The organism is Paraburkholderia sp. C35 (genome assembly GCF_003121405.1).
GTDB lineage: Bacteria > Pseudomonadota > Gammaproteobacteria > Burkholderiales > Burkholderiaceae > Paraburkholderia.
This window is the reverse complement of the sequence record NZ_QBUY01000114.1, coordinates 1-21,243: the sequence shown is the minus strand read 5'-3', so window position 1 is coordinate 21,243 and position 21,243 is coordinate 1. Positions and strand designations below refer to the sequence as shown.

14 protein-coding genes and 1 pseudogene are annotated in these 21,243 nt (G+C 62.9%); 3 read left to right on the top strand and 12 right to left on the bottom strand.

From position 1 onward, the window contains the following. Positions 1–15 precede the first annotated feature (15 nt). The 8 genes and pseudogenes from DK391_RS37525 to DK391_RS37490 form a co-directional block, all read right to left on the bottom strand. Complete coding sequence (locus tag DK391_RS37525; protein WP_109483064.1) at positions 16–366, bottom strand: DUF192 domain-containing protein; 351 nt, start codon at positions 364–366, stop codon at positions 16–18. A 26-nt stretch (positions 367–392) separates the two neighbouring features. Then, positions 393–776 (bottom strand): annotated as a pseudogene (locus tag DK391_RS37520) (response regulator transcription factor); the annotation flags it as partial. Positions 777–1,137: 361 nt separating this feature from the next. Next, positions 1,138–1,389 (bottom strand): GlsB/YeaQ/YmgE family stress response membrane protein, encoded by a 252-nt coding sequence (locus DK391_RS37515; protein ID WP_109483063.1) that lies wholly within the window; start codon positions 1,387–1,389, stop codon positions 1,138–1,140. A 102-nt stretch (positions 1,390–1,491) separates the two neighbouring features. Next, positions 1,492–2,025, bottom strand: a complete 534-nt coding sequence (locus DK391_RS37510; protein ID WP_109483062.1) for a GNAT family protein — start codon at positions 2,023–2,025, stop codon at positions 1,492–1,494. Positions 2,026–2,191: 166 nt separating this feature from the next. Continuing rightward, positions 2,192–3,031: an ABC transporter permease gene (locus DK391_RS37505; protein ID WP_109483061.1), complete on the bottom strand. Its 840-nt coding sequence runs from the start codon at positions 3,029–3,031 to the stop codon at positions 2,192–2,194. Between the two features lie 10 nt (positions 3,032–3,041). Beyond that, positions 3,042–4,313 carry an ABC transporter permease gene (locus DK391_RS37500; protein WP_109483060.1) on the bottom strand — a complete coding sequence of 424 codons (1,272 nt, stop codon included), beginning with the start codon at positions 4,311–4,313 and terminating at the stop codon, positions 3,042–3,044. Between the two features lie 77 nt (positions 4,314–4,390). Then, complete coding sequence (locus DK391_RS37495) at positions 4,391–5,443, bottom strand: ABC transporter substrate-binding protein (protein ID WP_109483059.1); 1,053 nt, start codon at positions 5,441–5,443, stop codon at positions 4,391–4,393. A gap of 58 nt (positions 5,444–5,501) precedes the next feature. After that, a complete protein-coding gene (locus DK391_RS37490) occupies positions 5,502–6,593 on the bottom strand; it encodes an ABC transporter ATP-binding protein (RefSeq protein WP_109483058.1) in 1,092 nt (363 codons plus the stop codon). 164 nt (positions 6,594–6,757) lie between these two features. On the opposite strand from DK391_RS37490, the gene DK391_RS37485 reads away from it, so the two are divergent. Beyond that, positions 6,758–8,326: a PLP-dependent aminotransferase family protein gene (locus DK391_RS37485; RefSeq protein WP_109483057.1), complete on the top strand. Its 1,569-nt coding sequence runs from the start codon at positions 6,758–6,760 to the stop codon at positions 8,324–8,326. Between the two features lie 7 nt (positions 8,327–8,333). On the opposite strand, the gene DK391_RS37480 is transcribed toward DK391_RS37485, so the two are convergent. From DK391_RS37480 to DK391_RS37465, 4 genes are all read right to left on the bottom strand, one after another. Beyond that, a complete protein-coding gene (locus DK391_RS37480; RefSeq protein WP_109483056.1) occupies positions 8,334–8,957 on the bottom strand; it encodes a septal ring lytic transglycosylase RlpA family protein in 624 nt (207 codons plus the stop codon). Positions 8,958–8,994: 37 nt separating this feature from the next. Continuing rightward, positions 8,995–9,774: a peptidoglycan DD-metalloendopeptidase family protein gene (locus DK391_RS37475; RefSeq protein WP_109483055.1), complete on the bottom strand. Its 780-nt coding sequence runs from the start codon at positions 9,772–9,774 to the stop codon at positions 8,995–8,997. Between the two features lie 192 nt (positions 9,775–9,966). Then, positions 9,967–13,743 carry a DUF748 domain-containing protein gene (locus DK391_RS37470; protein ID WP_109483054.1) on the bottom strand — a complete coding sequence of 1,259 codons (3,777 nt, stop codon included), beginning with the start codon at positions 13,741–13,743 and terminating at the stop codon, positions 9,967–9,969. A 221-nt stretch (positions 13,744–13,964) separates the two neighbouring features. Beyond that, on the bottom strand, positions 13,965–15,380 hold the full coding sequence (locus tag DK391_RS37465; protein ID WP_109483053.1) for a DUF1254 domain-containing protein: 1,416 nt from the start codon (positions 15,378–15,380) through the stop codon (positions 13,965–13,967). 396 nt (positions 15,381–15,776) lie between these two features. Here DK391_RS37465 and DK391_RS37460 point away from each other — a divergent pair, with 396 nt between their 5' ends. Both DK391_RS37460 and DK391_RS37455 read left to right on the top strand, forming a co-directional pair. Next, positions 15,777–18,299, top strand: a complete 2,523-nt coding sequence (locus DK391_RS37460; protein WP_109483052.1) for a heavy metal translocating P-type ATPase — start codon at positions 15,777–15,779, stop codon at positions 18,297–18,299. Between the two features lie 143 nt (positions 18,300–18,442). Further along, positions 18,443–20,404 carry a methyl-accepting chemotaxis protein gene (locus DK391_RS37455; protein WP_109483069.1) on the top strand — a complete coding sequence of 654 codons (1,962 nt, stop codon included), beginning with the start codon at positions 18,443–18,445 and terminating at the stop codon, positions 20,402–20,404. The last annotated feature ends 839 nt before the right edge of the window (positions 20,405–21,243 follow it).

Genomic DNA, 21,243 nt, shown 5'->3' with positions numbered 1-21,243 from the left:
CTGAGTGTGCGCGCTTCACGCCGGCGTCCTCCATTCGAGTCTGTCGCCTCGCTCGATGTGCAACGTCTGCGCGGCATGCGCGCACATTTCCAGCGCGACCCGCGCACGCCAGTTGACGCGCATGCGCGCACGTCCGACGTTGCGATGTATCGACAGCACACAGCCGTGCCTGTCGATAAAGATCACATCGATCGGAAAGCGCATGCCGAAGGTATGCACCGCGTTGCATGGTTCGAGCCACAATGCGCTATCGGCATCGAGAGCATCGCGTCCTAGCAGGCCGCGCATCCTCTCGTGCCGTCTGTCGGTGACTTCGAGCGCGACCCGGGAAGGCACGCCTCGAACAATCAGTCGCACGTGCTTCACAGCAAACCCTCCTGCATGAACTTCATTGCAATCGGAAAAACGCTATAACCCGACATCACGGCTTCCACGCTGCGCATGATTTCCTTTACGTCCTGCGATTTACTGACAAAGCCTTGCGCGCCCGCGCGCATGGTGCGCCAGACAAAGGTGGACGCATCATGACTCGACAGGATTAACACGCGCATGCCGGGATGCGCGGTTTTCAGGCGTGCGAGTACATCGAGGCCATTTATGCGCGGAATATCCAGATCGAGAATGGTCAGGTCCGGATTGAATTGGCGCGCCACTTCCATTGCCGACTGCCCATTGTCGGCTTCAAATACATCCTGAGTACCGAGCAATTGCAATAGATGAGTCTTGATGACGAGACGAAATGCCGGGTGATCGTCCACGATAAGTATTGAAGCCAACTGCCATTCTCCACATTTTATTTTTTACTTGCGAGATTCCGCCCCTGTGTATTCAGCGTATTTATCGACCACACGCCTTTTTACGATGATTATTCTAGTTCATCATCGGCACTTTAATTATGCGGAATATTCTGCATTCCGATATTTTTTCAGGCGCTGTTATCTCCGGAATTCTCCATTGCACATCCGTGAAAAATCACGACATAAAATCGCCACCATCGGGCGAGAACTTGCCTATGCCCGGCAATATCTGGCGCCCGACGTATCTGCCGTTCAGACCGCGACGCCCTGTGCAAAAACGACAAACCCGGCCGGAGCCGGGTCTGTTTTTGTTCGTCACGCAAGCGCGTCGGCGCTGGTGTTACCTGCGTCGGAACAACCGGATGACGAACAGCAGAATAACGGCACCGATAAATGCGGTGATGGTCGAGCCGATCCAGCCGTTACCGAACGAGATATGCAGCACCCCCGACAGCCAGCCGCCGATAAACGCGCCCACACCGCCGACCACGATATCGAGGATGACACCAAAGCCGCTGCCCGACACCACGACGCTTGCCAGCCAGCCCGCGATGCAGCCAATGATCAGCCATGCAATAAATCCGTGTTCCATAGTGTTCTTAGATTCCCACTGTGATTGATAAGAACCGCATTTTTAACGCATTGACCGGAAAAGACTGTCAACGTTTGTCAAACGCGCGCGCGGGCTCAGAAGTCAGGCGGCGGCCTGCTCCCGATCCAGGCAGCGCACCATGCTTTCTTCGTCGAAGTAGCGCCCATTCACGCACATCGATCGTGGCTCGACGCCGCAGCTGGTAAAGCCGCTGGTCGCATACAGGCGCCGCGCGCGCGGGTTCTCGGTGTTGACGCGCAGATGCACCTGACGCAAATGCATGCCCGGCGCATACGCCAGTGCCGCGTCGAGCAGCGCACGTGCAACGCCTACGTTCCGATACTGTGGATGAACAAACACGCCCCACAGCGTGCCTCTATGGCGCAGTTGCGCGTGCGGTTCTCGCCGGAGACCGGTAATGCCGATCAGCATGTGCAGATCGAATACGCCGAACACGATCTGCTCAGGCGTTTGGCGGATCTGAGCGGCAATCGCGTCGAGCGTCCGCATGCGCTCTTCGTTGAGAGTCGGCCAGATGGCCGATGGGGAATCGTCGATGGCGATGAGCCGCAGCCGCTTGAAGGCCACGGCATCGGTTTCGTTCAACGGGCGGAGGGTCAGTGCCTCGCAAAGCATGGCTAGATGTTCCAGAAATTTCCAATAGCGAGAGCTATACAGGAACTTTCAGGTCAACTATCGAAGCTCTGACAATTTATGACAAAACCACGTGAAATGACCGCTAACGAGCGGTCATCACCCCGACACGCGGATCATCGTGCGGAATGCACGCAAGACGAATTGGTCACGCCGCTACTGCGCGCGCCGCGTTCCGTCCGCGCAGCCATTCCAGCGCGAGCAGCAGGCAGGTTGAGAAGACAATCAGAATCGTCGCGAGCGCGGCGATGGTCGGGCTGATGTTCTCACGGATGCCGGTGAACATCTGACGCGGCAGCGTGGTCTGATCGGCGCCTGCGAGGAACAGCGTCACGACCACTTCATCGAACGACGTCGCGAATGCGAACAGTGCGCCCGAGATCACGCCCGGCGCAATGACCGGCAACGTGATGTTGAAAAAGGTCTTCACCGGGTTCGCGCCGAGCGAGAGGCTCGCACGTACGAGGTTGTAGTTGAAGCCCTGCAGGGTGGCCGCCACTGTCGTCACGACGAACGGCACGCCCAGCGACGCATGCGCCATGATCAGGCCGATATACGTGTTCGCCAGCCCGAGCGGCGCGAAGAACAGATACATGCCGACGCCAACCACCACCACAGGCACGATCATCGGCGAAATCAGGATCGCCATCAGCAGCGCCTTGCCCTTGAAGTTCGCCTTGGTCAGTCCGATGGCTGCGAGCGTGCCGAGCACCGTCGCCAGCACGGTTGCGGAAGGCGCAACGATAAAGCTGTTCTTCGCCGCCATGCGCCATTCGTCGGAGGCGATCAGGTTCTGATACCAGCGCAGCGACCAGCCCGGAATCGGATACACCAGGAAGGTGCTCGACGAGAACGACAGCGGCACGATCGCGAGCACAGGCAGGATCAGATACAGCAGCGTCAGGACGGCAAGCCCGCGCAAGGTGAAGTACCACACGCGCTCCACCATCGACGTATGCGGCGCGAACATCGGTTTGGCAAATTTCATCGCGCGCTCCTCAACCCAGGCTTACGTTCGAACGCGTGAAGCGTCCGTAGATCACATACAGCACGAGCGTCGCGGCGAGCAGCAGGCCGCCGAGCGCACACGCCATGCCCCAGTTGATCGTCACGTTGGTGAAGTACGCGACGTAGTAGCTGACCATCTGATCGTTCGGTCCACCGAGCAGCGCCGGCGTGATGTAGTAGCCAATCGCGAGAATGAACACCAGCAGCGCACCCGCGCCGATACCCGGATAGGTCTGCGGCACATACACGCGCCAGAAAGCCGCGAACGGATGCGAGCCGAGCGAAATCGCTGCGCACTGATAGCTGGGCGGAATCGACTTCATCACGCTATACAGCGGCAGGATCATGAACGGCAAAAGAATGTGCGTCATCGAGATGTACACGCCGACGCGATTGAACAGCAGCGCCAGCGGATCGTGTATCACGCCCATGCCGAGCAGCGCCTTGTTGACCAGCCCTTCGCTTTGCAGAATCACGATCCACGCGGCGACGCGCACGAGAATCGACGTCCAGAACGGAATCAGCACGAGGATCATCACCAGATTCGCGCGTCGTTCGTTGAGCGTCGAAATCCAGTACGCGAGCGGATAACCGAGCAGCAGCGCGAACACCGTCACCGCGAACCCGATCACGAAAGTGCGGCTGAACACGGCGAGATAGATCTGTTGCTCGGGATCGGTCGGAATGATCTGGCCGAATGCGTCCTGCTTGTGATCGAGCGAGGCAAGCAGATAGAACGGTGACACCGTGCTGCTGTTCTTCGCGATTGCCTGCCAGTACTTGACGTCGCCCCAGCGATCGTCGAGTTCGAGAATCTTTGACTTGATTTGAGCGGGCGGCAGCGCGTGGCCCGCGTCATCGTTGAGTGGCATCGCGCGCGCCGTCTTCGCGACCAGCGAACGATAGCCAGGAATTTCTGTGTTCAGACGGCGTGCGAGTGCACCCATTGCTTCGCCGTCGGCGACTGCGGTGAGATCGGTGGCGAGTGCGGCGTAGTCCGCGTCGGTTGGCGGCGACTTGCGATCCCAGTCGTGCAACGCGGCGACGGTATGCGGCAGCGCCGTCGCGATCTCCGGATTCTGCACCGCGCGCGTCAGCAGCGCACCAATCGGCACGACGAAAATCATCAGCAGGAAAATCGCGAGCGGCGCGATCAGCAGCAGCGCCATCGCGCGCTTTTTCGCTTCGGCGGCTTTCAGCTCGCGCTTGAGTTTGCCTGTCGACTCAGGGGTCGAGTCGGCGGCGATCGTGATCGTCGTCACACGTTTCTCCAGTCACGTCGGTGCTGCTGCGGCGCGGCTCGCACGAAGCGGAGCCGCGCCGCGTCCTCACTGCATGCTTACTTCGACGCCCACGACGCGAAGCGCTGCTCCAGTTCGTCGCCGTGATCGGTCCAGAACGTCAGGTTTTGCAGCACGGCGTTCTTGCCGTTGGCAGGCGAATTCGGCAGATTGGCCAGCGTCTTCGCATCCAGCGACTTGATCGCCTGTTCGTTCACCGGGCCGTACGCGATGTGCTTCGCGTACTCCTGCTGCGGCTTCGACGAGATCGAGTAGGCAATGTACTTCTCGGCCAGCGCCTTGTTCGGCGTGCCCTTCGGCATGGCCCAGTAGTCGAGGTCGTAGATGCTGCCGTTCCACACCACCTTCAGGTTCTTGCCTTCCTTCTGCGCGGCGTCGATACGGCCGTTATACGCCGTCGACATCACCACGTCGCCCGCAACGAGGAATTGCGGCGGCTGCGCGCCCGCTTCCCACCACTGGATATTCGGCTTCAGTTCGTCGAGCTTCTTGAACGCGCGATCCTGGCCTTCCTTGGTGGCGAGCACCTTGTAGACATCCTTCGGCGCGACGCCGTCGGCCATCAGCGCGAACTCCAGGTTATAGCGCGCGCCCTTGCGCATGCCGCGCTTGCCCGGGAATTTCTTCGTGTCCCAGAAGTCTGCCCAGCTGGCGGGCGCCGACTTCAGCTTGTCGGCGTTGTACGCCATCGCCGTCGACCACACGAAAATGCCGACGCCGCATGTTTGCGGTGCTTCCGGAATCAGATCCGACTTCTTGCCGAGCTTCGACCAGTCGAGCTTTTCGTACAGGCCTTCATCGCAGCCACGGCCGAGATCGCCCGATTCGACTTCGACGACGTCCCAGTTCACGTGCTTGGCTTCGACCATCGCCTTCACTTTGGCCTGCTCGCCGTTGTATTCGACAGCCGTCACCTTCGAGCCGCTTTCCGCCTCGAACGGCTGGTTGAAGGCGGCCTTCTGCGCGTCGCCATTCGCGCCGCCAAAGTTCACGACCGTCAGTTCCGCCGCGTTCGCGTGGGCAACGGCGCCGAGCGCGAGGACGAAAGCGCCGACAGCCACGGCACAGCGCGATTGCACGATCTTCTTCATGATGGTTCCTCTTGGGTGTGATGGACTGCTTGAGACGTTGACGTTGTTGTGTATCTGCTCACGCAAACACGCGCAAATGCTCGGGCGCGAATTCGAGCGCGACGGGCGCACCCGGCGCAAAGCCTTCGAGCGCTTCCGTGCCGAGCGGCACTTTGACGAAGCACTCGTCCTGCTGCGGCAGACCACAGCGCATGCGCACGTGATCGCCGAAATAGATCAGACCGCGTGCTTCGCCTGCCACTGCATTCGCGCCCGGCTTCGATGCGCCCGCCGCGAGCTTCATGCGCTCCGGCCGGATACATGCGACGCCTTGCGCGCCCGCCTGTGCGCCACCGATATTGCGCCCGACCAGACGCGTGCCGTCGATCAGGTGAAACTCGCAGTAGTCGCCATCGACATTCGCGATGGTGCCGCGCAGCCGGTTGCTATCGCCGATGAAGTTCGCGACGAATTCGTTGCACGGCGACTCATAGAGACGGTCCACGGTATCGAGCTGCTGCACGATGCCTTTGTCGAACACGGCGACGCGGTCGGACATCGTGAGTGCTTCGCCCTGATCGTGCGTCACGTAGACGAAGGTCACACCGAGCTTTTCATGCAGCGATTTGAGTTCGTACTGCATGTGCTCGCGCAGTTGTTTATCCAGTGCGCCGAGCGGCTCGTCCATCAGCACGAGCTTGGGTTCGAATACGAGCGCGCGTGCCAGCGCAATCCGCTGCTGCTGACCGCCCGACAGTTGCGCCGGATAACGCTTCGCGAAGCCTTCCATGCGCACCATTTTCAGTGCGTTGTTGACCTTGTGCGCGCGTTCGTCGGCGGGCAGCTTGCGCACCGTCAACGGATACGCGACGTTCTGCTCGACCGTCAGATGCGGAAACAGCGCGTAGTTCTGAAACACCATGCCGATGTTGCGCTTGTGCGGCGGCACGTTGTTGAGCAATTGCCCGTCGAGCCAGATCTCACCGCCCGTCGGAAATTCGAAGCCCGCGAGCATCATCAGGCAGGTCGTCTTGCCGGAGCCGGACGGTCCGAGCAGCGTCAGGAATTCGCCTTGATAGATGTCCAGATCGAGTTGCTTGACGACGAGCGTTTCGCCGTCATAGGTCTTGCGCACACCCCGAAAGCTGACGATTACGTCTTCGGATTTCATTGGGCCAGTCTCCCCATGCCAGAAGATTCCGTGCTCACGCTTCTACGGGTTTCTACGCACATTTGGCTCCACCCGTTTTAACGATTTGCATCGATTGCGTGATCCACTATAGCTGCTTACGGTTCTACAATAGGGAACCATTTCATAATTCCGGATAGAACCACTTGGACACCGTCATCCTGTCGGACTGGCTCGCCGCGCGACTCGACCGGACAGCAGTCGAACCCGTCTACCGGCAAGTGCTCGGGCTGATGCAGCAGGCCATTCTTACGGGCCAGTTGCTGCCTGGCGCCAAGCTGCCCAGTTCACGCACGCTCGCCACCGATCTCGGCATCGCCCGCAACACGGTGCTGCACGTGTACGACCAGCTCACGGCCGAAGGCTATGTGATCTCGACGACGGGCAGCGGCACCTATGTCGCCGATACACGTCCCGACACGGCCGCCGTGAACGCGCGCAAGTCGCCATCGTCGGCGAGTGGCTCTATCGGTGCAGTCAGCGGTGTGGTGCCAGTGGCGAGCGCCGCGCAACCCGCTGTGCCCTCGCGCGGCGGCCTGTCGTCGCGCGGCGCGCGGTTGATCCGGCAGGCGGGCGTGTCGGCGAGACAGTGGGGCGCGTTCATGCCCGGCGTGCCGGACGTCGCCGAGTTTCCGGCCCGCACCTGGAGCCGCCTGCAGGCGAAGCTGTGGAAGGAAGCCAATCCCGATCTGCTGACCTACGCGCCGGGCGGCGGTTATCGTCCGCTACGGCGCGCGCTGTCGGACTATCTGCGCGTCGCGCGCTCGGTGAAGTGCACGCCGGACCAGATCATCATCACCACAGGCATTCATCAATCGATCGATCTCGCCGTGCGGCTGCTCACCGATGTCGGCGATCGTGCATGGGTCGAGGAACCCTGCTATTGGGGCGCGCGCAGCGTGCTGCAATCGTCGGGATTGACGCTCGCGCCCGTGCCCGTCGACGACGAAGGCCTGAACCCTCAGGAATCCGATCTGCAGTCGCCGCCGCGCATCGCTCTGGTCACGCCGTCGCATCAGTATCCGCTTGGCATGGTGATGAGCCTCGCGCGCCGCCGTACGCTGCTCGAATATGCGCGCCAGCATGGCGTGTGGATCATCGAGGACGACTACGACAGCGAATTCCGTTATGGCAGCCGGCCGCTCGCGTCGCTGCAAGGACTCGATGACGCGGGTCAGGTGATCTATGTCGGCAGTCTGGGGAAGATGCTGTTTCCGGGCTTGCGGATCGGCTACATGATCGCGCCCGAACATCTCGTCGATACGTTTCGCACGGGCGTGGCCGAGCTGTATCGCGAAGGGCAACTGATGCAGCAAGCCGTGCTGACCGAATTCATCATGGACGGCTATCTGACGTCGCACGTGCGGCGCATGCGGGCGCTATACGGCGAGCGCCGCCAGATCCTGATCGACGCGATCACCTCGCGGTTCGGCGACACGCTGCCCGTGATGGGCGATGAAGCGGGCCTGCATCTGGTGCTCGGTCTGCCCGACGATGCAAACGATCGCGAAGTGACAGCGGCATCGTATGAAGCCGGCGTGATCGTGCGGCCGCTTGCCGCCTACTACAACAGCGAGACACCCGCGCGGCGCGGCCTGCTGCTCGGCTATGCATGCGTGCCGAACGAGCGCATCGGCCCGGCCTTCGACACCCTCGCGGACGTCATCGAGCGAACGGCGCTGAACGTCAGGCCCGCGCCTACGCGCGCCGCCTGACGCGCGGCTAGCCGGCGGTGGTCAGATGCATCGGACGATGCGCGATGCGCTCGGCCTCGGGCTTCTCGACCCGCTCGATAGCGACCTTTGTCACGCCTGCCCGGTGCATGCCGAGCGCCGTCGCCGCGACATACGACAGATCGATCACGCGTCCGCGCATGTACGGCCCACGATCGTTGATGCGCACCACAACCGATTTCGAATTCGTCAGCGACGTCACACGCACGTAGGACCCGAGCGGCAAGGTCCGGTGTGCGGCCGTCATCGCGTACATGTCGAAGCGCTCGCCGTTCGCGGTGCGGCGGCCATGAAAGCCGCGCCCGTACCACGATGCCAGGCCGAGTTGCCGGAAGCGTGACGCGTGGCCCTTCACGCCCGCCGCGTACGTCAGATGAGTGAGATGCGCAGCGCGGCTGATACGGCCACGCGGATCGGTGGGCGCAGAAGCGCCGTGCTTCGCATCGCCGGATGCATCCGTGCGCATGCCATGCGGGCTTTTCGCCTTCGGACGCGGCTTCGGGTCAAGTGGCTTTTGCTTAGCGGCAGCCGATGCCGATGCAGGCAGCGCACTCGCAAGCAGAAAGAGCGAAACAGAAGCGCCGAGGCGCCGCAGCAGAGAGTGTTTCTTCAAACGATAACCGTCTTCAGGATGGCGCCGGGTAGCGTGACTAGCTGGCACGCTTTGGCAGATAGCTTTGCGGATCGACTGCTTTGGCGCTGTCGCGAAGTTCGAAGATCAGATAGGGATGCGGATCGTCGGCAGCGCCCATTTCTGCGATTGGCTGCCCCTGCTTGACGGCGTCGCCTTCCTTGACGAGCACCCTGGCGTTGTTGCCGTAGGCGCTCACGAAGCGCTTGTCGTGCTTGACGATGACGAGCAGACCGTACGCCTTGATCTGCGATCCCGCGTAGATGACGCGGCCCGCGCTCGCGGCCTTGATCGTCTCGCCCGCCGAACCGCCGATATGAATGGCCCGCGACTGGCCTTCGTCGAAGTTCAGCGTTACAGGCCCCGAAGCGGGCCAGACGAAGCGGGCCGTTTGTGGTGCAGGGACGGGTGGCGTGGCAGACGCAGCCACGGCATTCGGCAGTGGCACGCCCGACTGCGCAGGAGCGGGCGGCAGCGCAGCCTGTTCAGCACCGAGAGGCGCAACGCGCAGCACCTGACCGACGCTAACCGCATAATCCGTGGAAACGCCATTCCATCTGGCGATCTGCGCAAGCTCCCGTCCGAACGATGCGGCGACGCTCGCCAGCGTATCGCCGGGATTCACTCTGTAGTAGCCCGCCGACACAGGCGCCGGCGCGAGCAGCACGGGCGCGCGTGATGGCTGCGCATCGGAAAACAGGCCGTCCCACGGCGCACTTGCGCAACCGGCGAACGTCAGCACGGCGCACGCGATCAACAGCCGTGGCGCGAGCCGGCCATAGGGATTCAGGATATTCATCGGGATACGAACGAAAGGATGACATCGGACGCACAGGGCGCTGCATATTGCAGCCCACCTGCGCGAGAGTTGGCATCCTAAACGGTCTTCATCGCGATGCGTTGACCCGGCGTGCAATCGATCAGTGATCCTTGACGATTGTTAACGCCGGCGCCCACAAAAGCAGCAAAGATTTGAAGAAACGTCAGCCCGTTACTTCAGTCCGAAATCGACCCGCGTAGTCGCGCCCTTGTCGCTGATACCCGAAGCATCGAGCTTGGGCGCCACGATGAACACGCGGCTGCTGTCGACCTTGCCTTCGAGATACTGCTGCACCGCCTGCGCGCGCTGCTGCGCCAGATCGCGCAGGCTCGCGTCCGTAATGGGCGCGTGCTCGGCGAGTGCGGCCTTCATGTCGTCGTCGGGTAAGGTCTTGGTCAGGCCGACGATATTGCGCGGCTTCTTGAAGTCCGAGTCCTTGTAGACCTTGGTCAGATACTTGTCGTAGTCCTTGTCGTCGACCTTGACCGTCATCGGATCGACGCTCTCGCCATTGCCCACCACGTCCTTGAGCTTCTGCTTGCGGACCTGGAGATCGACCCAGGCCGTGCGCAGCGCAGGCTGATCCACAGCAGGATCGACGCGGCCAATGATGTCGAGACGGATCGACGTTTTATCGTTGAGTACCTTGACGATGGTGTCGAGCTTCTTCTGCGACGCGTCGGTCAGTGCATACGAACCCGGATCGAACTCGACATAGCCGAGTTCCTCGCCATTACCGCCGAACGCATGCGCGATCAGCGAGAACGGCGCCGTCACTGCCTTTTGCAACAGATTCAGCACCGCGTGCCAGATCAGCCCGCCAATGCTGAACTCCGGATTCGACAGCGAACCCGACACGGGAATGTCCACGTCGATTTCGCCACGCGAGTTCTTCAGCAACGAAATGGCGAGCTTCACGGGCAGCTTCGTCGCCGTGTCGTTATCGACGTGATCGCCGAACGTGAGCTGATCGATGAAGATATGGTTGTTGGCGCTCAGCTGATCGTTCGCGAGCTGGTAGTGCAGATCGACGTTCAGCTTGCCCTTCGTGATCGGATAGCCCGCGTATTTGGCCGAGTAAGGCGTCAGATTGGTCAACTCGATGCCATGCGCCGTCGCCGTGAGATCGAGCGCCGGTTTGGCGATCAGCGGATTGACCGAGCCGCGTATCGTGATCGGGCCATTGGCCGCGAGCTTCGCCGAGACATCGACGGGCGCCGACTGCTTCGATTCCGTGCCGAACGCGCCGATCGTCCCCTGGATCGAGACGAGATTGGCGGTGTAGTTCGGCTTGATGAAGTTGTCGGTGTAAGTCACGCGGCCGTTCTGCAGCACAAGCTGACCGAAATGCAGACGTACCGGGCTCTGCGGCGGCGTCGCGGCCGTCACCGTCGCATTCGCGCCCGATGCGGCGGGAGCGGGTGCGGCTGCTTGCGCCTCAGACGCAGCGGGCGTGCCGAGCGGAATCGGCTCTCTGCCCTTGCCGCTCTGGTCACGCGTCAGCGATTGCGGCGCGCCCGTTTCATGCGCGACCACGTCTTTCAGGTTCAGCTTGCCTTGCGCGTCGAGCAGCACGCGGCCATAGAAGTTCGAGAACGTGACCTTGGCGGCGTCGACGTCCGTGCCGCGCTCGTCGTAATTCGCCTTGATGCCCGTCAACGCCAGCGAGCGCCAGCCGGCGAACGGGTCCGAAGTCGCCTTGTCGATCATCCTCACATCGACGACCGCCGCGTCGCCGCGATAGGTCGCGCGCATGCCCTTCGCTTTGTCGCCCTGTACAAGCGTCACGTCGCCGTTCGCGTTCAGCAACGCGCTCGCAATCGTCGCATTCAGCTTGCTGCCGAAGTAAGGCTCGAACGCCGCGGCGTCCAGCCGGTTCGCGTCGATTTTCATCGCGAGCTTGAGCGGCGTCGCCGTCACATCGCCCTTTACGCCGAGCGTGCCCTTGCCGTTGACGGTCGCACGCAGATCGACGGGCAATGCGCGGCTCATGTCGTCGCTAATGTTCTGCACGCTCAGCTGCAGCGGCTTCACGGCCAGCTTCACGGGATGCGCGGTGGTGTTGTCGGTGAAGGTGGCGGCGCCGTCCTTCAGATTCAACGCGCCGATGTTGTAATGCCACGCCGGCCCTTCCTCGTTCGCTTTCTTCGCGGCCTTGATCACGGTGCGCTCGTGCACTGCCTCATGCGGTGGCCCGGCGAGCGCCAGCAGATCGATCGAGCCGTCTTTCAGGCGCTGCGCATCGACAGACAGGCCCGTCACATCGACCGAAGCGAGCTCCGCCTTGCGCGCGGACAAATCGACATGTTTGATCGCCACCTTGCCGTCCGCAATCGCCACCGCGGGCTGCTTCGCGCCCGCCGCCGCGAGCTTCAGCGATTGCAGATCGATCTGGCTTTCGCCGACCTGCAGATCGATGGGTTCTTTCGACCAGTTCGCCGTCACACTCGATTGCACGCTCAACTTGCCGTCGAGCACTTTCGCCGCTGTCAGCGTGTCGAGATACGGCTGCATCACGGGCAGTTGCGCGGATTTCAGGTCGCTCTTCGCGTCGGCCGCCTTTGCCGCCAGCGACACGCTGCCTGTCACGCCAAGCGCGGTTTCCGGCTGATTGCGCACGTTGGTCTTGAGCGTGAAGCGCGCGGGTATCTTGCCGAGTGTCGAAAAATCCGCGAGACCGACAGCGAGATCCGTCAACGCCATCGACACAGGCCGCGACGCCGCTTCGTCCTGCACTTCCACCGTGCCGTTGGCGAGTTCGAACTGTTTGATCTGCAGATCGAGCGGCGGCGCAGCCTTGTCCGCTTCCGCTTTGGCCGTGTCCGCCGCCGCGCCGCTCGCGCCTGACGCCGCAGCGGGCGCGCTGGCCGCCGTTGCAGGCGCCGGTGCGAACGTACGCTGCACGCTGAGCACGCCGTTCTTTTCGCGTGCGAGATGCACGGTTGGCGCGTCGAGACGGATGTCGTCGAAGTGGTAAATGCTCTTGAGCGGCTCCAGCGTCTGCGCCGCCACATGCAGCGAGCGCGCAGCAAAGAACGGCGCCTTGTTTTGATCCAGCACGTCGATATCGGCGAGATCCGTCGTGCCCGTGATGCGCAGTGTCGGCGCGTCGTTCGTCACCACGAAGCTGACTTTCAGATCGCTCGACAGCTTGCCTGCCTGCACGGTGACGGGCAGTTTGGTCGGCGAGTACGACAGCAGCTTGGGCACATCGAGACCGTCGAAGCGCAGCGACACTTCCGATTCGCGCGACGCCGCAAACGGCTTGGTGCGGCCATCGATGGCAAGCGGACTGCCGTCGATGCGCGCGCGCAGCAGCGGCTCGACGAAGATATCCGTCTTGGACGGCAAGGTGGCGATGAACGGAATGCCGAGCCGCCATTGATCGACGATATGCGTGACGCCGAGCAGGCGGTCGTCGAACGGGATCTTGCCGTTCTCGATGCGGATATTCGATACCGAAAACTGCGCCGGCTTGCTGTCGGGCTTCGAGGGCTGCTTCGCGAACTTGTCGATCAGATCGCTGAAATTGAAGCGCTGCGCGTCGTACCGGACGATGGTGAAGCGCGGCGAATCCAGATGCACTTCGTCGACGATCGGCGCCAGCCGGAAGATCGAACTCCACGACGTGCGCACGATCAGCCGTTCGATATCGACAAAATCGCCCTTGCCGCCGCGCTCGCCGATATGCACGCGGTCGGCCTCGAAATTGAGCGTGTACGGATTGAGGCTGATACGGCCGATGCTCGCGGGCCGATCCAGTTGCTGACTCAACTGCTGTTCGGCGAAATGGCGGATCAGCGGCGGCGCGGCAAAGAAGCCGAGCAGGCCGAACACGGCCAGCACGATGACGAGGATGAGAACGATGCGTCTTGCGCGCCGTCCTTGCGCGACTTCGCGGACGGTCTGGAAGGAGGAAGCGAGTGATGCTTTGGTCGGGCTTGCCATGCTCGGTCGCGGGTTGGGCGGCGGCGCAGAGCTCGCCGCTGTGACGAAGATCCAGCTTGCCCGAAGTATATGTCGTGTACTTCGGGCAAACCATCAAATGTCATGCGAATGACGACCGTTTGCTGACAAATAAAGGTGAGAAAGTGTAAGCAGCGCCATTTCAGTTGCAAAGATGTGAACGTCCGTCACGCGGTGGACACATCTTTGCATTCGATAGCGCGTTACTGCTGCACGACGGCAGGCGGCTGCCAGGTGCCGTCGCTGGCTTCGGGCTTCGGCGCGTAGAGACGCAACACCAACTGGAAATCGCCGCGCGGCGCGGGCAGCCAGTTGGTGGCCTTGCGCGGCTTGGCCGACGATATGGTCACATCGATCGAGCCGTCGCGATTGCGGCGCACGCCCGTCCTGTCGCCGACTGAAGCGCGCGACGGTGTGCTGTCGCCGAGTGCGCCGTCCTTCGTGTAGGCTGTGACCGACCAGAAACCGCGCACGGGCGGCACCTGGTTCGGCGCGAAGTGCATCACGTAGCGGTTCGCGCCGTTCAGCGCATGGCCGTCGCTATCGAGCGCGACGCTGCCGCGCACTTCGTCGTCCTTCGTACCGATGCCCGGCTGCGCGTAGGCTGCGTAGGCGCGCAGTGCGTAGTCGGGGCCGTAGTTGCCGACGCCGTCGCCGAACCAGCTCCAGCCGTTGGACGACAGCACGTTGCCTGGCGGCGTCGCGATGCGCGTGCGGCCGTCGGCGAGACCGGCGGCGATGGCATCCTTCGCCGATTTCGGCAGCTCGACGGGTTCGTCCGGCTTCACACCGAGGTCAGAGAGGAACTTGAGCGCGTGGGGATCGGCGGGAGACGGCGGGTTGTCGGGCAACAGTTGCGCGACGCGGTCGAAGAAGCCTTTCGCATCGAGCGCGGCGACCTGTTCGGCAGGCGTGCCCGACGCGCTCGAATCCGCGGGCATGCTGCGCGGCGCAACGGACGCCGCCGAAGCATCGCCGGTGTAGACGGACAACGGCACCACGCGAATGCCGCGCTGCAACTTGCGTATAACCGACAGATCGCGTCCGCCATTCGACTGGATGCGCACATCGAGCCAGATGTTGCGCGTGGGCGCGTCGATACGTTTGACGCCCTTCGGCAAATCGCCCTTCCAGTCGGGTTTTGCGAATGCCACCGCCTGCGCCTTGCTGCCCGTCGCGCGCGGCGCGCCCTGCGAACCCGTCGACCACAGCACGTTGGTCCACATATCGAGCGCGCGCGCATCCATATAGCGGCCCGCCGACGCCGGCAACACGACGATCACGGGTTCGTCGCCGACATCGAGCCAGGCGGTGGAATCGAGCGTATCGATGCCGGGCGTGGGCGGATTGTGCGCGCCGACAGGCGGCAGCGCCGATGCGTGACGCAGCGTATTGACGGGCGCCTGACCCGGCCCGGTGCCGACGGCGGCGTCGCGCGACGCGCCCATCAGCACGAGCGGATAGGCGAACACATAAGAGTCGGCGACTTCGTCCTTGATCCAGCCAGTGGGCTTGGGCGCCACGATGGGCGTGGACGCGCACCCGGAGAGAAATACGATGCCTGCAAGCGCCGCGCAGGCGAATTGAAACGGAAACTGTTCTCGGCGATTTTTTATCATTCGATGAACCGCGGTCCTGGATGTGACTTTTGAGCCAGGACGGGCCCGATCCGCCGAGCCCCCGCCCGAACCGGACTTGCCGAAATGTCCTGACATGCCTTTTCTGAAAACGGGTTTTAACTTATCCGCGTCGCGGCGGCAAGCTATTGTGATCGTTGTTGGGTTTTTGGTGTGCCTTCGATACGGTCTCTGTTGTTTGTTTGGGGTTTGGGGTTTTTTTTGGTTTTTTTGTTTTGAGCTTGCTGATGGGAGTTGCCGTGGTGGAAACGGCCTGATCGGTTGAAACACAGTTTCGCCGGATCGGCAAAAAAATCCCCTTGACCTTCCCATCATGGGAACGTCGATACTGGCTCCAACGATGCGCGAAAGCGCAAACAGGATTGGAGCACCGTGACCATGACCGAACTCGCACCGCCGCCCCGCGCAGCGGACACAACCCGCCCGGCGGCATCGTCGGAACTCGACATTCAGGGCATGACCTGCGCGTCCTGCGCGCTGCGCGTCGAAAAAGCGCTCGCCAAAGTGCCGGGCGTCGCGCGAGCGACCGTGAATCTGGCGACGGAAAAAGCAACCGTCGATGCCAGCGCGGATGTCGCAACCGACACCCTGATCAGCGCGATCCGCAAAGCAGGCTACGACGCGCAACCAGTCGCGGACACGCAACTGCCTGCAGAGAACGCGCCAACCCAAACCGAACTCGCGATCGGCGGCATGACCTGCGCCGCGTGCTCCGGGCGCGTCGAGAAGGCGCTCGCCCGGATTCCCGGCGTAACGTCCGCGTCCGTGAACCTCGCCACTGAAAAAGCCACCATCACGACCAGTGGCGCCGTCGGCATCGACCAGTTGATCGCAGCCGTCACCAAAGCGGGCTATCAGGCAACACCGCTCTCCGCCGAAGACGCAGCGCCCGCCGCTACCGAAGACAGGGACGCCGCCGCCCGCGCCGCCGTGCGCCGCGAACTCGGCGCCGTCGTGATTTGCGCGTTGCTGACGCTGCCGCTCATCGTGCCGATGTTCGCCGAACCGCTCGGTTTGCACGCGATGCTGCCTGCCACGCTGCAACTCGTGCTCGCCAGCGTCGTCCAGTTCGTGTTTGGCGCGCGCTTTTACCGCGCCGCGTGGAAAGCCGTGCGCGCAGGCTCGGGCAACATGGATCTGCTGGTCGCGCTCGGCCCGTCGGCGGCGTATGGCGTGAGCGTCTATCAGATGGCGCTGCATCCCGGCGAAACCATGCACCTGTATTTCGAGGCGTCCGCCGTGGTGATCACGCTGGTGCGCTTCGGCAAGTGGCTCGAAGCGCGCGCCAAGCGCCAGACCACCGACGCGATCCGCGCCCTCAACGCCTTGCGCCCTGACCGCGCACGCATCGTGGTCGGTCAGCAAGAGCTCGAGGTGCCGCTTGCGCAGGTCCGCACAGGGATGATCGTCGCGGTGCGTCCGGGCGAACGCGTGCCGGTCGACGGCACGGTGTTGCAGGGCCGCACGCATATCGACGAATCGCTGATCACGGGCGAAAGCCTGCCCGTGCCGAAGCAGACCGACGATCGCGTGACGGCTGGCTCGATCAACGGCGAAGGCGCGATTACGGTGACCACGACGGCCATCGGCGCGGAAACGACGCTCGCGCGCATCATCCGGCTCGTCGAAACGGCACAGGCCGAGAAAGCGCCGATCCAGCGGCTGGTGGACCGCGTCAGCGAAATCTTCGTCCCGGCCATTCTGGCGATCGCGCTCGTGACGCTGATCGGCTGGCTGATCGCCGGGCATGGCGCCGAGACGGCCATTCTCAACGCGGTGGCGGTGCTGGTGATCGCCTGTCCGTGTGCGCTCGGCCTCGCGACTCCCACCGCCATCATGGCCGGTACCGGCGTCGCGGCGCGCCATGGCGTGCTCATCAAGGACGCGCAGGCGCTCGAAGTCGCGCATCAGATTCGTGTGGTGGCGTTCGACAAGACGGGTACGCTGACGGTCGGCCAGCCGTCGGTGACGGCGTTTGAAACGGCGGAAAGCGCGGACCGGGCGCACGCATTGGCGCTGGCAGCCGCCGTGCAACGACATAGCGAGCATCCCCTCGCGAGAGCCGTCGTCAAGGCCTTCGAGGGCGACGGCGGCAACGTGCCGCTGCCCGCCAGCAGCGACGCGCGCGCCGTTGCGGGACGTGGCGTCGAAGCGGATATCGACGGCGAGACGATCGCCATCGGCAGCAGCCGCTGGCTGGGCGAACTGGGGGCGACGCCGCCGGCCGGCCTCGCCCGCCGGGCGCAGGAACTCGAAGCGCAGGGCAACACGGTGTCGTGGCTGATCGCGCGCGGCAAGACGGGCGCGCAGGTCGACACACCGACAACCGTGCAAGTCCTCGCGCTGATCGCCTTCGGCGACACACTCAAACCGGGCGCACGCGCCGCCATCGAGCGGTTGTCGCGCATGGGCGTGAAGAGCGCGCTCGTAACAGGCGACAACGAAGGCAGCGCAAAAAGCGTCGCCGCCGCGCTCGGCATCGACGAGGTGCACGCGCAGGTGCTGCCGTCCGACAAGGCGCGCGTCGTGCACGATCTGAAGATCCGCACGTCGAGCGTGGTCGCCATGGCGGGCGACGGCATCAACGACGCACCCGCGCTCGCCGCCGCCGACATCGGCATCGCCATGGCAACAGGCACCGACGTCGCGATGCACGCGGCCGGGATCACGCTGATGCGCGGCGATCCCGCGCTGGTCGCCGACGCCATCGATATCTCGCGCCGCACGTGGCGCAAGATCCAGCAGAACCTGTTATGGGCGTTCGTCTACAACCTGATCGGCATTCCGCTGGCGGCGTTCGGCCTGCTGAACCCGATGATCGCCGGCGCGGCGATGGCGTTTTCCAGTGTCAGCGTCGTGACGAACGCGCTCTTACTACGAACCTGGCGTTCCTCGCGTTGATCTGAGTCAATCCTCTACCTTTCAAAATTAAAGGAAAACGTTTGGTGTGCCGTTAACCGGTTTCAGACTGCCGCTTTCACGCCGTGCGCCGCAAGGCGCGCGACGCGTTCGCGCAGTACCCATCCCGTTACCTGCAAAACACCATGGACATCCTTTCATTGCGCCGCGCCAGCGTCGGCGCCAGGCTCGCCATGCTCTCGTGCGCACTGGTGGCCGCCATCTTCGCCGCATTCACCTTCGCGGTGACGCGCACTGCGGGCACCCAGATCAGCGATCAGGTGCTGTCGCGCATGACCGAGAAAGACCGCTCGATTGCCGCGATGATCTCGCTGTTCGACAAGGCGCTGACGGCTGAAGTCGGCCGCTCGATGACGTTGTTCGCGAGCTTCCTGCCCACCAGCTATACGCTCGACGAGTCGCAGAAGATCGACGTCAACGGCACGCCGACGCCCATGTTCAAGGCCGGCGACAAGGTCCTGAACAACGATTTCTCGATCCCCGACCAGTTTCTCGCGCAAAGCGGCGCAATCGCGACAATCTTCGCGCGCACGGGCGACGACTTCGTGCGCGTCACCACTTCGCTCAAAAAGCAGGACGGCACCCGCGCGATCGGCACGCTGCTCGACCGCAAGGGTCCGGCGTACGGCCCCGTCGCCGCCAACAAGACGTTCACCGGACTCGCGACGCTGTTCGGCATGCGCTACATCACGCAATACCGGCCGATCACCGACGCAAGCGGCAAGGTGATCGGCGCGCTGTTCGTCGGCGTGGACGTGGATGCGCAGATCAAGTCAGTCGAAGACGGCATCCGTCAGCTGAAGATCGGCGATACGGGCTATTACTTCGTGCTGAACGCGTCGAATGGCGCGGAGCGCGGCAAGTTGCTGGTGCACCCGGCGGCAGCCGGTCAGACCGGCGACGAGAACGCCGCGCCGTACAAGCGCATGCTCGACGAGAAGGAAGGCCAGATCGAATACACGAGCGCGGACGCGACGCTCGGCGAAACGGGCGCGCAGGACAAGTTCGTGTCGTTCGTCACGGTGCCGGAGTGGAACTGGCTGGTAGGCGGCGTCGCGAAGCGCGACGAGGTGATGGCCGACGTGATCGCCACCCGCAACCATTTCATCCTGATCGGCTTCGTGCTGGTGGCCGTGTTTGCGGTGGTGTTCCTGATCGCCGTGCGGCGTCTCGTGTCGCGCCCGCTCCACGAAGCGGCGAAGGCATCGGAGCGTTTCGCGGCGGGCGATCTGAGCGTACGCGTATCGGCGAGTCACGAACGGCGCGCCGACGAAATCGGCCGCCTGATGCAGGCGATCGACGGCATCGGCGAAGGGCTTGCGCGGATCGTCACGCAGGTGCGCGGCGCGTCGGCGGGCATGACAGAGGGTGCGGCCCAGATCGCGGCGAGCAGCGGCGAGATTGCGTCGCGGATCGGCACGCAGGCCGCGAGTCTCGAGGAGACGGCGGCGAGCATGCAGGAGATCACGTCGACGGTGCAGCAGAACGCCGGTCACGCGGCGCAGGCGAACACGCTGGTATCTGGCGCCTCGGAAGCGGCGCTTGATGGCGGCCGCGCCGTCGAGCGCGTGGTCTCGACGATGGGCGAGATCAGCCAGTCGTCGAAGAAGATTGCCGACATCACGACCGTGATCGAGGGCATTGCGTTCCAGACCAATATTCTTGCGCTCAATGCGGCTGTTGAAGCCGCACGCGCGGGCGAGCATGGCAAGGGCTTCGCGGTGGTGGCGTCGGAAGTTCGGGCGCTTGCGCAGCGCAGTGCGGCGGCGGCGAAGGAGATCGAAGCGGTGATTACCGAATCGACGGCGACGGTGTCGTCCGGGTTCCGCATTGCTGAAGAAGCCAGCACGACGATGCGGTCGATTGTCGAGCGAGTTGGTCAGGTGCAGACGATTATTGGCGAGATCAGTGTGGCTTCGAAAGAGCAGTCGAGCGGGATCGAGCAGGTTAATACTGCTGTTACGCAGATTGGTGAGGTGACGCAGCAGAATGCTGCGCTGGTTAGCGATGCTGAGCAGGCGACTGCTGATTTGAGTGCGCAGGCGGATAAGCTGGCTGAGGTTGTTGCTGTGTTTAAATTGGGGTAGGTTTTTGCGCTGGCGCGGGTGGTTTTTTTGGTGGCATCCGCTTGATGTTACTGGTTTGCTAGCGTTGCCCCTGTGCGGGGCGGCACCTACTTTTCTTTGCCGCGGCAAAGAAAAGTAGGCAAAAGAAAGCCGCTGAACACCACCCGCTCTGGTCCTTGCCTGCGGGTCCCCCGCCGGTCCTATCCTTCACACGGCATCACTCTTCTTGATGCCCGCTGCCAGCGCTCTTTATCTGCGCATCACCCTCTTCAAGCACCCGCGTCTCAGCAAGCCTTACCAGTTAGTCCCAGGCCGCCCAGGTGGCAAACGGTGTGTCGGCTATCGCGCCTTATACGCACCACTCCGGACTAAAAAGCAAAGGCGGTGTGTCTTGTAGGATCGCCGACGCGTAATGCGCGAAAACCTACACACCGTTTGCCACCTGGGCTGCAGTGACGGATCGCTGCCGCTGGCAGTACTACGGGTGACTGAAGTGGGGGAGGCGCCCATAAAGAGCGCTGGCAGCGGGCATCGAGAAGATCGATGCCGCGGACAGGACGGGGCCGTTGGGGGCCCGCAGGCAAGAACTAGATCTGGCGGTGTTAGTCCGCTTTCTTTTGCCTACTTTTCTTTGCGGCGGCAAAGAAAAGTAGGTGCCGCCCCGCACAGGGGCGACGGATGAAGAACCACTAACAAACCGCGGACGCCAGCACAGCGCAATCCAACCCCAAGCGTCGCAGACAAAGAACCTTAAAAAACTTCAACCCCTTGAAGCCACACTATCGAGAATCCGCTCAACCCCCTCCACATACGCCTGCGTACCAAACTTCCGCACTGCCGTCTGATACCCCCGCGCCACC

Bases quoted from the DNA above. Each gene is read 5' to 3' on its own strand.
- DK391_RS37460 (WP_109483052.1), top strand. From the start codon at position 15,777: ATGACCGAACTCGCACCGCCGCCCCGCGCAGCGGACACAACCCGCCCG.
- DK391_RS37470 (WP_109483054.1), bottom strand. From the start codon at position 13,743: ATGGCAAGCCCGACCAAAGCATCACTCGCTTCCTCCTTCCAGACCGTC.
- DK391_RS37505 (WP_109483061.1), bottom strand. From the start codon at position 3,031: ATGAAATTTGCCAAACCGATGTTCGCGCCGCATACGTCGATGGTGGAG.
- DK391_RS37455 (WP_109483069.1), top strand. From the start codon at position 18,443: ATGGACATCCTTTCATTGCGCCGCGCCAGCGTCGGCGCCAGGCTCGCC.
- DK391_RS37515 (WP_109483063.1), bottom strand. From the start codon at position 1,389: ATGGAACACGGATTTATTGCATGGCTGATCATTGGCTGCATCGCGGGC.
- DK391_RS37490 (WP_109483058.1), bottom strand. From the start codon at position 6,593: ATGAAATCCGAAGACGTAATCGTCAGCTTTCGGGGTGTGCGCAAGACC.
- DK391_RS37510 (WP_109483062.1), bottom strand. From the start codon at position 2,025: ATGCTTTGCGAGGCACTGACCCTCCGCCCGTTGAACGAAACCGATGCC.
- DK391_RS37495 (WP_109483059.1), bottom strand. From the start codon at position 5,443: ATGAAGAAGATCGTGCAATCGCGCTGTGCCGTGGCTGTCGGCGCTTTC.
- DK391_RS37465 (WP_109483053.1), bottom strand. From the start codon at position 15,380: ATGATAAAAAATCGCCGAGAACAGTTTCCGTTTCAATTCGCCTGCGCG.
- DK391_RS37475 (WP_109483055.1), bottom strand. From the start codon at position 9,774: ATGAATATCCTGAATCCCTATGGCCGGCTCGCGCCACGGCTGTTGATC.